This window comes from Thermodesulfobacteriota bacterium (genome assembly GCA_031082315.1).
Taxonomy (GTDB): Bacteria; Desulfobacterota; QYQD01; order QYQD01; family QYQD01; genus QYQD01.
The window spans coordinates 185,403-197,806 of the sequence record JAVHLC010000001.1; the positions used below are offsets into that span (position 1 = coordinate 185,403).

Here is a 12,404-nt window from a genome sequence, read left to right on the forward strand (position 1 = left end):
GCTTTCAGCTATCAGCCATCATCTGTCAGAAAAAATCTAAAATAAACGTATCAGTTTAGCCTTTTGAAAAACCGGCTAAACTTCAATTCAAAATGCAAGATTCAAAGTGCAAAATTCAAAATGTTGATGGTTTTTGTCCGAAATTTTACATTTTCCATTTTGCAATGAGATTTAGCGCATTTTTAAAAGCGCTAACTTGTTACAAATAAACAACACATTAAGCTGAGTGCTGACAGCTGATCTATATCAGCTCTGCGGCAAAATAACCAGGTTATCCCGGTGTATAACCTCATCGTAGTCCTTGTGCCCTAAGATAGCGGCAATCTCCTGGGTCTTATGCCCTTTAATCTTCTCAATCTCCGCAGAGGCATAATTTACCAGGCCGGCCGCAAAGGCCGTTCCGGTTTGATCCACACAGTGGATCGGGGCCCCCACGTCAAAATTACCCTTAATCTCTGTAATTCCCGAGGGCAGCAGACTTTTACCGTTTACCGTGATAGCCTTTTTGGCCCCGTCATCGACTACTAGAATCCCCTTGGGGTTAAGGGTAAAGGCTATCCAGTACTTGCGGCTGGTCATCCTCTGCCCGTGCGGTTGGAAGAGGGTGCCATAGTCCTCACCGGCGAAGATCTTTTCCAGGATGTAGGGGACCTTGCCATTGGCGATAATAGTTGGAATACCCTGGGACGATACCATCTTTGCAGCCTTAACTTTGCTGAGCATTCCCCCGCGTCCCATAGACCCGGGGATACCGCTGGCCATTTTTTCAATCTGGCCGGTAATATTTTCTACCAGAGACAACCTTCGAGCGCCGGGATTAACGCGTGGGTCTGAGTCATACAGGGCGTCTATGTCTGTAAGACAGATCAAAAGGTCTGCCTCTACTAAACTGGCGATCAGGGCAGCCAGCATATCGTTATCGCCAAATTTTATCTCCTCCACAGCCACCGTGTCATTCTCATTTATAATAGGAATTATACCCCAGTTTAGCAAAGTAAATATAGTATTTCTGGCGTTCAGGTATCTTCTCCGGCTGGATAAATCCTCTCGTGTCAACAGTATCTGCGCCACCTTTTCTCCATAGCGATCAAAGGCCTCTTCATAGGCCAGGATCAGACTACTCTGGCCGACTGCCGCTACGGCCTGCTTCTCAGGTATTGATCGGGGCGGCAGGAGAAGGCCAATTTTTTTCAGGCCGGAGGCGATAGCCCCGGAAGAGACCAGGACAATGTCGAATTGTTCCCGTTTAAAGCGGGAAAGTTCGGCGCTCAGATTTTCGATGATCTCCCGGTTCAATCCCTCTTCAGCGGTGAGGACGGCGCTGCCGACCTTAACTACTATGCGCCGGGCCTCCCTTAGAACAGCAAGCCTGATCTGGCGAATATCCGTATCAATCTTTTCTTTCATATTCGTCTTGCTGTAGTCTTCTCGCCAGCGCCTCTTTCAATTCTTCTACTCCCTTACCAATTGCAGCAGAGATAAAATAAACAGGGCATCCCTTCTCCAGAAAGGCCGCCTTGACGGCCTTAAGTTTATCATCTTCCATTATAAGGTCAATCTTATTTAAGGTTACCACCTGTGTTTTTTCGGCCAGGGCGGGCCCATATGCGCTTAACTCGGTGTTTATCTTCTGCCAGTTTTTAATGGTCTCCTCCGGACCAAGAGAGGCATCGATAACATGCACCAACAGCTTGGTGCGTTCTATGTGGCGCAGGAAGCGCATACCAAGCCCCAGCCCGGCATGGGCTCCCTCGATTAACCCAGGGATGTCGGCGACCACAAACGGATGATAGTCTTCAGATTCGACCACACCCAAATTCGGTATCAGGGTAGTAAATGGATAATCCGCTATCTTGGGTTTAGCTGAGGTTAGTTTTGATAGAAGTGTGGATTTACCGGCGTTCGGCGCACCAATAAGCCCTACATCGGCTAAGAGTTTCAGGTCGAGGAGAATCTGCTTTTCTTCACCCGGTTGGCCGGGTTGTGCATATCTGGGAGCTTGTCGGGTCGACGAGGCAAACCGGGCATTTCCTAACCCCCCGATACCGCCACGGGCAACAACAAACCGTTCGCCGTCTGTTGTCAGGTCTGCTAGAATCTCTCGCGTTTGCAGTTCTTTGAGGATTGTCCCCACGGGGACATAAACCAGGCAATCCGCACCGTTTTTGCCGTGCTTATCACTGCCCTTGCCATGTTCCCCTTTTTTTGCCTTGAAATGTTGGTGGAATTTAAAATCGAGAAGGCTGTGCAGCCTGTTTGTGGCTATAAAGATGACGTCGCCGCCCTTGCCGCCGTCACCGCCGTTTGGACCGCCTCTAGGGATGTACTTCTCACGCCGAAAACTTACGCAACCGCGGCCTCCATCCCCTGCTTTGATGAAGATTTTAGCCTCATCGACAAATTTCATTTAGTGGGTGGTTTCTGGCAATGGATAGACGCTGACCTTTCTTTTAGTCTTGCCCAACCGTTCAAAGGTCACCAGACCATCGATCAGGGCAAAAAGTGTATAGTCCTTGCCTGTGCCTACATTTTGTCCCGGATGGATCCTGGTGCCCAACTGGCGGACAATAATGTTGCCTGCCTTCACGACCTGGCCGGCAAACCTTTTTACGCCACGCCTCTGACCGGCGCTATCACGTCCATTCCTGGAGCTTCCCCCTGCCTTTTTATGTGCCATTGTCCCTACTCCTGATTAAAATTGAATATCTTCGATCTTCAGGGCCGTATAAGGCTGACGATGCCCCTGTTTTTTGCTGTAACCCTTGCGGCGCTTCTTCTTAAAAACCATTATCTTGTCGGCCCTGGCCTGATCGACGATCTTACCCGTGACCTGTGCCCCGGCTACGGTTGGCTGTCCGATCTTTATATCACCTTCCTTAGCGACGAGAAGCACGTCCGAAAGGGTCACCGCATCTCCTACATTCCCGGCCAACTTTTCTACACGCACGGTATCGCCGGAACTGACTTTGTATTGCTTACCGCCCGTTTTTATTACTGCGTACATTAGCAGACCTCCAGTTACCTCGCAAAAGGTAAAATATGCCTCATACTTATACGAAGAGCGTTGAAATTTAACACATTTTTATGTCGTGTCAAGAGAAAATCGGCTTGTGCGCCAGATAGAGATAGACAAGCCAGCGGTACTATTGATGGAGAAAGTTCAAAGTTTAAAGTTTAAAGTTCAAATGAATGCCAAATACCAAGGCTCAAATAGAATCCGCCGTAGGCGGATCCAGGTTAGGCGTATAGGCTAAAGGGATAGCATACGGGATTACCCATAGGGGTTATCAATTTGACATATAGATTATATCTATTACAGTTGCTGTAAAAAGCCTGTCAGGTTTCGGGGGCAATGGCGCCGGGCGCCCCACGGGCTGCAAACCCGTTGGCCTCATCTAAGAAATGAGGGGTGGGTTCGACCCCCACTTGCCCCCTCCAGATTTATTGCGCTTTGGAGCCCCAAATCCACCGTCTAATTTGGCTATCAAGATTAACATCAGCAGGTTATGGGTATTCCTGAACACCGGCAAAATATTAGATGCAATACGCCGCAAGGAGGAGCGATCGAAGGCAACGCCGCAGATGATGCCTTGATGGTGGATCAGGGGAGCTAGGCCTCGCGCAGATACCGTGCGGCGTCCTCAGGAGGGATAATATTGATGTAAATACTCGTGCCTATCTCAAATCCGGCCGGGGTGGTGAGCCGCGGCGTTATCTCCAGGTACCAGTGAAAAGTATCCAGGGTGTCCGTATCATTCGGCGAGGTAATAATCATGTAGTTGTAAGGTGGATTATTGAGGCAGCGGTGAAGGCGACCCAGGACATCTTTTAATATCGCAGAAAATTGTTCTACCTCGAAACGGCTCATCCTGGCAAAACAGGACCGATGGTTTTTGGGAAGTATCCAGGTTTCAAAGGGAGAGCGGGAAGCAAAAGGGGCAATAGCAGTAAAACTTCCGTTTTCGCAGATCACGCGCTCCTGCAAATTCGTTTCCGTGGCGATGATATCGCAATAGACACATTTATCTCTGTACTCCCGGTATTGTGTCACGCCACGTACTTTACCCCATACTTTTTGTGGGATTATCGGGGTCGCCACTATCTGTGAATGGGGATGTGCCAATGAGCAGCCCGCTGTCACTCCGTGATTCCTGAAGACAAGAAAGTACTTAAGGCGGGTATCTTCGCGTAGCGCATTATAACGGTCAATATAAGACCACACTATGCGCTCGACCTGTTTATCATCCATTGTGGCCAGGGATAGATTATGCTCCGGACATTCTATGACTACTTCATGTGCCCCCACACCGTTCATATGATCATAAATATGATAGTTCTCTCTGTTTAAGTCTCCTTCGCTGATCAATGCCTGGTATTTATTGGGTGTCACTCTGAGCAGCCAGCCAGGGGAGTTCGGTCCAGAATTAACAGGACGATACGCCAGGACCTCCGTGGGTGTCTTGTCTTCATTTGCAGTGCAAAACGGGCAGCTCTTATCGTGTTCCGGTAATTCTTCCAGGGCCTTCTTGGTATGAGCAAAGTCATGCGGCCTCTTGGCCCGTTCCTTGGATATGATAACCCATTCACGGGTTACTATGTCCTTGCGTAGCTCCGGCATCTCAGCGCTCCCTTATAACCAAAATGTTATCAACATCTGATTTTTATTTTCGGCATAATGAAAATTTTTCATAAATCAGCGGGTAACAATCAGCTATTGGCCTTGGCGCTGACCGCTGAGCGCTGATAGCCGGCCCTTACTTTTTAATTGAAGATTTGCCGCCTTCATGTTAGTTTTGTACCTAAAAAGCGGGAAAGATAGATAAAATATGACTGGATTTGAATCGGTCATGGGCCTGGAAGTGCATGCCCAACTCCTGACTGATAGCAAGATTTTTTGTAATTGCTCCACGGCGTTCGGGGCCCCGCCCAATACCCACACCTGTCCGGTGTGCCTGGGGATGCCCGGCGTTTTGCCGGTCCTGAATAAAAAAGTGGTTGACTACGCCATGAAAATGGCCCTGGCCACCCACTGCCGCGTGTCGCCCTTCAGCCGCTTTGCCCGCAAGAATTATTTTTACCCGGATCTCCCCAAGGGATATCAGATCTCACAGTATGAGTTGCCCATTGCCGAACATGGCTATGCAGAGATTGGCCTGAACGAACAAACCAAACGCATCGGCATCACCCGTATCCACATGGAAGAGGATGCCGGCAAGCTGATTCATGACGCTACCGCACCAATAAGTTACGTGGACTTTAACCGAACCGGTGTGCCGCTTATTGAAATTGTCAGCGAGCCGGATATTCGCACCCCGGAGGAGGCGGTCGAATACCTGAAAATCTTACGCAACATCCTGCGTTATCTAGGTATATGTGACGGCAATATGGAAGAGGGCAGTTTCCGCTGTGATGCCAATGTGTCTATGCGACCGGAAGGCACGGAGACCTTCGGCACCAGGACGGAGATTAAGAATATGAATTCGTTCCGGCATGTACAAAAGGCGCTGGAATACGAGATTCGCCGCCAGACCGCCTTGCTCCTGGACGGGAAGGAAGTGATACAGGAAACACGTCTCTGGGATACAACAAAAGGTATTACCGTTTCTATGCGCGGCAAAGAAGAGGCCCATGATTACCGCTACTTCCCGGACCCGGATCTGGTGCCTCTGGTCATCGACGAAAAGTGGATCGAAGAGGTGCGTGCACGCCTGCCGGAGCTTCCCGACGCCAAACAGCGCCGCTTCGTGGAAGAATATGGGCTGCCGGAATATGACGCCGCAGTTCTCACGGTATCCAAATCCCTGGCCGACTATTTTGAAGACTGCGTGCGCCTCTACCAAAAACCAAAGGCCATAAGCAACTGGATGATGTCTGAGTTGCTGCGAGAGTTAAAACGTGACGAACGGGAGATAGAAGAGTGTCCGGTACCACCCGGACATCTGGCCGGAATGCTAAAGATGATGGATAACGGCGTCATCAGCGGCAAGATTGCAAAGACGGTCTTTGAAGAGATGTATGCGACGGGTAGGGACCCGGAGGCTATTGTCAAAGAAAAGGGCCTGGTCCAGGTTACAGATGCGGCTGAGATTGAGAAGGTGGTTGAAACCATACTGGCGGCTCATCCGGAAGCGGTAGAGGATTATAAAAAAGGCAAGTCAAAACTCCTCGGATTTTTCGTCGGGGAGGTAATGAAGAAGACCAAAGGCAAGGCCAATCCCGGGTTGGTAAATGAGATACTAACCGGGATGCTGCGAAAGTAAAAGAGGGGATATGCCGGCGGAGATTAAGACCATAGCCTGGGAAGACGGCCGGGTGGTGATGATCGATCAGCGCAAACTTCCCCGGAGAGAAGCCTATGTAGTTTGCCGGGATTACAGGCAGGTCATAGCGGCCATTAAGAAGATGGTTATCCGTGGGGCTCCGGCTATAGGTATTGCCGCCGCCATGGGGCTGGCTTTAGGCGCCGGGAATTTGAGGGGGAAAGGCCGTAAGGATTTTGACCAGAAATGGGCCATCATGTGCCGGGAGATGGCCGCTGCCAGGCCCACCGCCGTCAATCTCTTTTGGGCCATCGAACGTATGAACGGCGTGGTTAAACAGTCGTCTTCTGCCGGACCGGACGAGCTGGCCGGGCTGCTCCAAAAGGAGGCAGAAACCATATTAGCTGGGGACGTGGCCGCCAACCGGCGCATGGGGGCATTCGGGCAGAAGTTACTGGCAGATGGGGATGTAGTCCTTACGCATTGCAATGCAGGCGCCCTGGCCACGGGCGGCTATGGGACGGCCTTAGGGGTGATCCGGGCCGCCCATGAAGCCGGAAAAAAGGTCTCTGTCTTTGCCGACGAGACGCGCCCTTTTCTCCAGGGCGCCAGGCTTACGGCCTGGGAATTACAGAAATGTGATATCCCCGTGACGTTGATCAGTGATAATGCTGCCGGTCATCTCCTAAAAATGGGAAAGATTAATGCGGTTATTGTGGGCGCGGATCGCATTGCTGCTAACGGTGACGTGGCCAACAAAATCGGCACTTATTCTCTCTCCGTCCTGGCCAGGGAAAACGGCGTTCCTTTTTATGTAGCAGCCCCGGAGTCAACCATCGACCGCACTTTATCCGAAGGCTATAAGATACCCATAGAGGAACGTTCGCCGGATGAGGTTACCCATTGCAACGGCCGGAGGATAGCCCCGGAAGGGGTCTCTGCCCTTAATGTGGCCTTTGATGTCACACCCAACGCCTACGTTACGGCTATTATCACGGAAAAGGGGATTTATCGGGGACCCTATGAGCTATGAACCACGAACTATGAACAATGTGCCAAATAACAAATAACTGATAACGCATAACGGATTCACAAGGAGCAACCAATGGTTCAGAAGGCGGAAAAAATATGGTTAGACGGAAAATTTGTCAACTGGGACGAGGCCAATGTCCATATTCTTACCCACACCCTGCACTACGGTGTGGGAGTATTTGAGGGTATCCGCTGCTACCAATGCCACGATGGCTCATCGGCTGTATTCTGTCTGGATGAACATGTGGAACGGCTCTTTGACTCGGCGCATATTCTCCAGCTTAAGATACCGTTTTCGCAGAGTGAAATTGCCCGGGCGATCAAAGATACGCTGAAGGTTAACGGCCAGAAAGAATCTTATGTCCGGCCCATTGTTTTTATCGGGGACGGCGTGATGGGCGTCCACCCGCAGAACAATCCCATACGGGTGGCCATTATTACCTGGCCTTGGGGAGCCTATCTGGGTGAAGAAGGCCTTGCCAAAGGTATCCGGGTCAAGATATCCTCTTTTACGCGTCACCACGTCAATATCATGATGACCAAGGCCAAGGCCGTCGGCAATTATGTCAATTCCGTACTGGCCAAAAGAGAGGCAGTCCAGGATGGTTACGATGAGGCTATTCTTTTAGACCCGGAGGGCTACGTCTGCGAGGCCAGCGGTGAAAATATCTTCATCGTCAAACGGGGCATACTTAAAACACCGCCTCTTACTTCCATATTGCCGGGCGTTACGCGGCGTTGTGTGCTCACTATCGCGCGTGACCTTAATATCCCGGTGGTGGAAGAACGTTTCTCCCGGGATGAGCTTTATATTGCCGACGAGTCATTTTTCTCCGGCACTGCGGCTGAACTGACGCCTGTCCGCGAGGTGGACAACCGGGTTATCGGCCAGGGTTCTCCCGGACCAATAACTCAGGCGATCCGCTCGGTCTTTTTCGATGCCATCCGCGGTAAAAGCAAAAAATATAAACCATGGTTGTCCTATGTGGGTAAAAAAACGGCAAGCTGAAAGCTCAAGGCTGTAAGCTGATTACTGCATCAAATATCGCCTCTGCATCCCGCACCGCTGCCGATTCGGATGGCAGATCCAGGAAGGACAGCTTCTTTAATTCGTAGGTGGCGAGAAGGGTATCCTGCCTGATGGTCCCGCCCAGAACCAATCCGGATTTATTGATCTCCTCCCGTAACACCGGATCCAATCCGTCCGGGGTGCGATTCACGATGAGGACCTTCTTGCCGACGTGCACGTCCAAGTGCGTAGTGAGATCCGCAATGCGTTTGGCCGTCATTATGCCGCGCGGCCCCGGATCGGATACAGAAATCAATACGTCAATCTCGCGCAGATTGAGGCGGCTTAGATGCTCCATACCGGCCTCGTTATCTACTATAACTATCCTGTAATTCCTGGTTAATATCTCAAGATACTTGGCCAGGAGATTGTTGGCCGCGCAATAACAGCCGGGTCCCTCAGGCTGTCCCATGATCAGAAGATCAAAGCCTTTTGACTCGATTAAAGCCTCTTGCATCTTGTATTCGATATAGGTCTCCTTCGTCATACCGATAGGAACAGCCGTCTTCATCTCATCTCTTACCTGTCCCAAAGTGCGTTCTACTTTCAGGCCGAGCAGTTCATTAAGATTGGCATTGGCGTCGGCGTCCACCACCAATACAGGCAGCAGATTTTTATTCAACAAATACCTTATCAGAAGGGCAGATATGGTGGTTTTACCCGTGCCGCCCTTACCCGCCATAGCTATGACGAAAGTCCGCAAGTTATCCATTTTGCGCACCCCAACAATTTATTCGTTTCCATACCAAGGGAAAGAGCTGACGATCGGTATGGGGCAAAAAGAGGGATGATATATAATGCTCCATAAAGCGGGGATTTTCGCTTAGTTCAAAGTTGGTCATCGTATTGGCTACTTTTTCACGCTCTTCCATGACGCCCACAGAACAAATAGCGGCCTTTACCCCGAGAAGAGAGCCATTGCCCACAAAATAGAAACAATCCCTGGGCAGATCCGGGAGAAGGCCGATGGTGATCGCCTGTTCGATATCCAGAAAACTGCCAAAGGCGCCGGCGATCAAAACGCGTTCTATGTCTGAAATAGACAGACCTACCGCCTCGGCGAGGGTAAGATAACCGGCAAACATGGCCCCCTTGGCCCGGATGAGATTTTCTATATCCACCTCGGTAAGGACTATATCTTCCCCGGTAGCCGTGTTTTCACCATACACGATCACGTATTCATAGCCATCTTGGCCCTCGCGTATGCGTCCTGTACAGAGGCCACGGTTAAACTTACCTTGTTGGTCAATTATACATCCTTCCATAAGGCTGGACACCAAGCTGATTAATCCTGTACCACAAATCCCTTTGGGCTTCGCCATACCGATAGCGACTATCATGGGCTCACAGGTTTCCGGATGTACATGCACGGCCTCGATAGCGCCGGGCATGGCCCGGAGGCCGTGCCTGATGCCGCCTCCTTCGAAGGCCGGGCCGGCGGAGCAGGAGGCGCATACGAGCCATTCCCGGTTTCCCAGGACGATTTCCCCGTTCGTGCCGATATCAATATAGAGAGTGAGTTCCGGCCGTTCAAAGATCCTGGAAGCGATCACCCCGGCTACAATATCCCCGCCTACATAACTGGCGATAGAAGGAAATATATCCAGGGTAACGCAGGAAGGCACATCCAGACCGATTTCCCTGGCCCGGAGGCGGGGATAGGTCCTGGCCACCGGCGTATAAGGGGCTTCCCGCAGGTGTTTAGGATCCAGGCCCAGTAATAGATGGCTCATGGTCGTGTTACCGGCAGCGGAGATGTAGTATATGTTTTCCTTAGACACCCCGGCTTTATCCACTAATTCCTGGATAAGGGCGTTTAGTTTTTCTACCACCCTGGCTTGGAGGACCTTAAGGCCGCCTCCCTTTTGCGAGAAGACAATACGGGATATGACATCTTCGCCAAAACCGATCTGCGGATTGTAATCTGACACCTCTGCGGCAACCTCCCCACTATTTAAGTCCACCAGATAGGTGCAAAGGGTGGTCGTGCCGACATCTATGGCTACCGCGTAATCTCTGGCCCTGGTATCTCCCGGTTCTATCTCTATAATGAGCGCCGGTCTCGGCGGATCATAACGCAGAGTAGCCGTGACCGCCCAATCCTGCGCCCTTAATACATGGGGCAATCTGAGGATAAGCGAGGGGTCAATTTCTATCTCCTGCAGACCAAAACCGACCTTGAGTCCACGCTTAAGGCGGGACAAATCACTTATATTATCGCGAGATGTAGGAGGGGATAGCTGCAGGATTTTTTTTTGCGTTACCGGGGAAAAAGGCCTGGAGATGAGCAGCCCTTCACGGCCGGCATCTCTGGCCAGAGAGATACCTGTCGAAGGGATCTTCCGTGCTAACGCACCGCGATCGAGATGCGAAACGACAGGTATGGTTACCTCTACATCACCATGCACAAAGGTCTTACAGGCCTGCCAGTAACCGGCTTCGTCCTGTTCACCCGTGACATTACCGTTTTCTATCTTGACCTTACACCGTCCGCAGACTCCGGCCCCGCCACAAGAGGCATTGATGTGCACGCCCGCCATCATGGCTGCCTTTAACAGATTTTCTCCCGCGTCAACAAATACCTCTTTATTATCCGGTAAAAAACGAATGCGACTTTTTGCCATATCCCTTTTCCGCTGGTATTTATAGATGGGATATTATAACTGGAAATGCCTTGGGGTCAATGGAATAGATTTATAAGGAGCAAACGGGCGGCTTCAGACCTGCTTCATATTGAGGGAAAAAATCCGTTTAGCGCCTGGAAAAACTCCAGGCGCTAAAACTAAACCGCTTTTTACCAGCCGTAAAACGCCTTAAATCAAAACGCTTATTTCTTTTTCTTGCTCGTTTTGGCCGCTGCTTTTTTGGTAGCAGTTTTACTTGCAGAACCCTTCCTGGCTGCGGGCTTAGCCTTGGCCGCGGCCTTTTTTGCCGTTGCTTTCTTGGCAGCAGGCTTGGCCGGCTTATTCTTTTGTGCAGCTAATTTGCGGGCCTTATTGGCAACCAGCTTACCTTTGCCCATGGGCTTCTTGCAGCAAAGGATGCTCACATCGGCACAGCCACAGGGTTCGGCTACGGTCAGAATCAACCCGCAAACTTCACAACTCAAAAGATCACCCTTTTTCAATTTCGGCATGTCTAATTCCTCCTGGAACGAGATTTTAGGCGCCACGCAGTCTTGCGTTTATTGACGCCACCTACAACCGCAATAACCATCAAAATCTTTGTATATAAATTAGCTGCAAATTTCAATACATTATTTGCGGCTACGGACAGTTATTATTGTGTCTCTGTTCTTATCGGGCGTTTATGAAATCACTTAAATAGTCATTAGTTGTCAGCGATAAGTTGTAATATAAGGCTGATTAGCTATGAGACTGTAGGATTTTAAAAAGAGGATGGTTGATAAGGTGAAGTTTGCAGGTGGCGGGTTAGGTATGCGATCTCATTTTGTTTTAAAGAAAATCCATTGATCGCCGCGGGTGTGGATGAGGGCATAACGGCCGGTAAGCCTTTGGCCGCGCAGGTGAAAAACGATCTTTCCTTCTTCCCGCGATTCCAGATCAAATTGGCCTTTATCCCACAGAATGACCGTACCGGCCCCGTATAAGTCTTCCGGAATAGTGCCCTCAAAATATATGTAATCCAGCGGGTGATCTTCGGTCTGGACGGCCAGGCGTTTAACGCCCGCATCGGTCGGCGGCTCCTTGGGGATAGCCCAGCTCTTAAGTACACCATCCAGTTCCAGGCGAAGGTCATAGTGCAGGTGCGTAGCCTGATGTTCCTGGATAGAAAAGCGCCTTAGCCCCGTTTTCTGGATGCCTCCTTTTGGCTCAATGGTCCTGGAAAAGTCCCGCTTTCTCCGGTACTCTTTGAGTTTTTGGTCAGTCATTATCCGCAGATTGCGCAGCCTCTAGATAATTAATCCACAGATTACACAGATCTCGCGAATTAACTTTCAAAAATATTTGAAACAATACCTAACCAACTGACCGCGATTCCTCCTGATCCGCAAGGGGTATCCCCATTCTTTAACAGGAAAC

12 protein-coding genes and 1 tRNA gene are annotated in these 12,404 nt (G+C 50.4%); 4 read left to right on the forward strand and 9 right to left on the reverse strand.

Going from position 1 to position 12,404, the window contains the following annotated elements; genetic code table 11:
* Window positions 1-246: 246 nt before the first annotated feature.
* The 4 genes from proB to rplU are packed head-to-tail and all read right to left on the reverse strand — an operon-like array spanning window position 247 to window position 3,004.
* Window positions 247-1,374: a glutamate 5-kinase gene (gene proB, locus RDU59_00855; GenBank protein ID MDQ7837032.1), complete on the reverse strand. Its 1,128-nt coding sequence runs from the start codon at window positions 1,372-1,374 to the stop codon at window positions 247-249.
* A 16-nt stretch (window positions 1,375-1,390) separates the two neighbouring features.
* Window positions 1,391-2,407 carry a GTPase ObgE gene (gene obgE / locus RDU59_00860; GenBank protein MDQ7837033.1) on the reverse strand — a complete coding sequence of 339 codons (1,017 nt, stop codon included), beginning with the start codon at window positions 2,405-2,407 and terminating at the stop codon, window positions 1,391-1,393.
* Window positions 2,408-2,677, reverse strand: coding sequence for a 50S ribosomal protein L27 (rpmA, locus tag RDU59_00865; GenBank protein MDQ7837034.1), 270 nt, complete (start codon window positions 2,675-2,677; stop codon window positions 2,408-2,410).
* A gap of 15 nt (window positions 2,678-2,692) precedes the next feature.
* The gene (gene rplU / locus RDU59_00870; protein ID MDQ7837035.1) at window positions 2,693-3,004 is read right to left on the reverse strand and encodes a 50S ribosomal protein L21; all 312 of its coding nucleotides are present in this window, start codon (window positions 3,002-3,004) and stop codon (window positions 2,693-2,695) included.
* A gap of 342 nt (window positions 3,005-3,346) precedes the next feature.
* On the opposite strand from rplU, the gene RDU59_00875 reads away from it, so the two are divergent.
* Window positions 3,347-3,434 (forward strand) — tRNA-Cys (locus RDU59_00875).
* 176 nt (window positions 3,435-3,610) lie between these two features.
* On the opposite strand, the gene galT is transcribed toward RDU59_00875, so the two are convergent.
* Window positions 3,611-4,618, reverse strand: a complete 1,008-nt coding sequence (galT, locus tag RDU59_00880; protein ID MDQ7837036.1) for a galactose-1-phosphate uridylyltransferase — start codon at window positions 4,616-4,618, stop codon at window positions 3,611-3,613.
* A gap of 208 nt (window positions 4,619-4,826) precedes the next feature.
* Between galT and gatB the strand changes: the two genes are divergently transcribed.
* The 3 genes from gatB to RDU59_00895 all read left to right on the forward strand — a co-directional run bounded on the left by gatB (window position 4,827) and on the right by RDU59_00895 (window position 8,301).
* On the forward strand, window positions 4,827-6,260 hold the full coding sequence (gene gatB / locus RDU59_00885; GenBank protein MDQ7837037.1) for an Asp-tRNA(Asn)/Glu-tRNA(Gln) amidotransferase subunit GatB: 1,434 nt from the start codon (window positions 4,827-4,829) through the stop codon (window positions 6,258-6,260).
* 10 nt (window positions 6,261-6,270) lie between these two features.
* Window positions 6,271-7,293, forward strand: coding sequence for an S-methyl-5-thioribose-1-phosphate isomerase (gene mtnA, locus RDU59_00890; protein ID MDQ7837038.1), 1,023 nt, complete (start codon window positions 6,271-6,273; stop codon window positions 7,291-7,293).
* 72 nt (window positions 7,294-7,365) lie between these two features.
* A complete protein-coding gene (locus tag RDU59_00895) occupies window positions 7,366-8,301 on the forward strand; it encodes a branched-chain amino acid transaminase (GenBank protein MDQ7837039.1) in 936 nt (311 codons plus the stop codon).
* Between the two features lie 4 nt (window positions 8,302-8,305).
* On the opposite strand, the gene RDU59_00900 is transcribed toward RDU59_00895, so the two are convergent.
* The 4 genes from RDU59_00900 to RDU59_00915 form a co-directional block, all read right to left on the reverse strand.
* Complete coding sequence (locus tag RDU59_00900) at window positions 8,306-9,073, reverse strand: AAA family ATPase (GenBank protein MDQ7837040.1); 768 nt, start codon at window positions 9,071-9,073, stop codon at window positions 8,306-8,308.
* A complete protein-coding gene (locus RDU59_00905; GenBank protein MDQ7837041.1) occupies window positions 9,066-10,985 on the reverse strand; it encodes an ASKHA domain-containing protein in 1,920 nt (639 codons plus the stop codon). Before RDU59_00905 ends, RDU59_00900 begins: the two co-directional genes overlap by 8 nt.
* 203 nt (window positions 10,986-11,188) lie before the next feature.
* Window positions 11,189-11,497 carry a hypothetical protein gene (locus tag RDU59_00910; GenBank protein ID MDQ7837042.1) on the reverse strand — a complete coding sequence of 103 codons (309 nt, stop codon included), beginning with the start codon at window positions 11,495-11,497 and terminating at the stop codon, window positions 11,189-11,191.
* 309 nt (window positions 11,498-11,806) lie between these two features.
* Window positions 11,807-12,253 carry a DNA polymerase ligase N-terminal domain-containing protein gene (locus tag RDU59_00915; GenBank protein ID MDQ7837043.1) on the reverse strand — a complete coding sequence of 149 codons (447 nt, stop codon included), beginning with the start codon at window positions 12,251-12,253 and terminating at the stop codon, window positions 11,807-11,809.
* Window positions 12,254-12,404 lie beyond the last annotated feature (151 nt).

Excerpts from the sequence above, each read along its gene's own strand:
- obgE (MDQ7837033.1), bottom strand. The coding sequence starts at position 2,407 with ATGAAATTTGTCGATGAGGCTAAAATCTTCATCAAAGCAGGGGATGGA.
- rpmA (MDQ7837034.1), bottom strand. The coding sequence starts at position 2,677 with ATGGCACATAAAAAGGCAGGGGGAAGCTCCAGGAATGGACGTGATAGC.
- rplU (MDQ7837035.1), bottom strand. The coding sequence starts at position 3,004 with ATGTACGCAGTAATAAAAACGGGCGGTAAGCAATACAAAGTCAGTTCC.
- galT (MDQ7837036.1), bottom strand. The coding sequence starts at position 4,618 with ATGCCGGAGCTACGCAAGGACATAGTAACCCGTGAATGGGTTATCATA.
- gatB (MDQ7837037.1), top strand. The coding sequence starts at position 4,827 with ATGACTGGATTTGAATCGGTCATGGGCCTGGAAGTGCATGCCCAACTC.
- mtnA (MDQ7837038.1), top strand. The coding sequence starts at position 6,271 with ATGCCGGCGGAGATTAAGACCATAGCCTGGGAAGACGGCCGGGTGGTG.
- RDU59_00895 (MDQ7837039.1), top strand. The coding sequence starts at position 7,366 with ATGGTTCAGAAGGCGGAAAAAATATGGTTAGACGGAAAATTTGTCAAC.
- RDU59_00900 (MDQ7837040.1), bottom strand. The coding sequence starts at position 9,073 with ATGGATAACTTGCGGACTTTCGTCATAGCTATGGCGGGTAAGGGCGGC.
- RDU59_00905 (MDQ7837041.1), bottom strand. The coding sequence starts at position 10,985 with ATGGCAAAAAGTCGCATTCGTTTTTTACCGGATAATAAAGAGGTATTT.
- RDU59_00910 (MDQ7837042.1), bottom strand. The coding sequence starts at position 11,497 with ATGCCGAAATTGAAAAAGGGTGATCTTTTGAGTTGTGAAGTTTGCGGG.
- RDU59_00915 (MDQ7837043.1), bottom strand. The coding sequence starts at position 12,253 with ATGACTGACCAAAAACTCAAAGAGTACCGGAGAAAGCGGGACTTTTCC.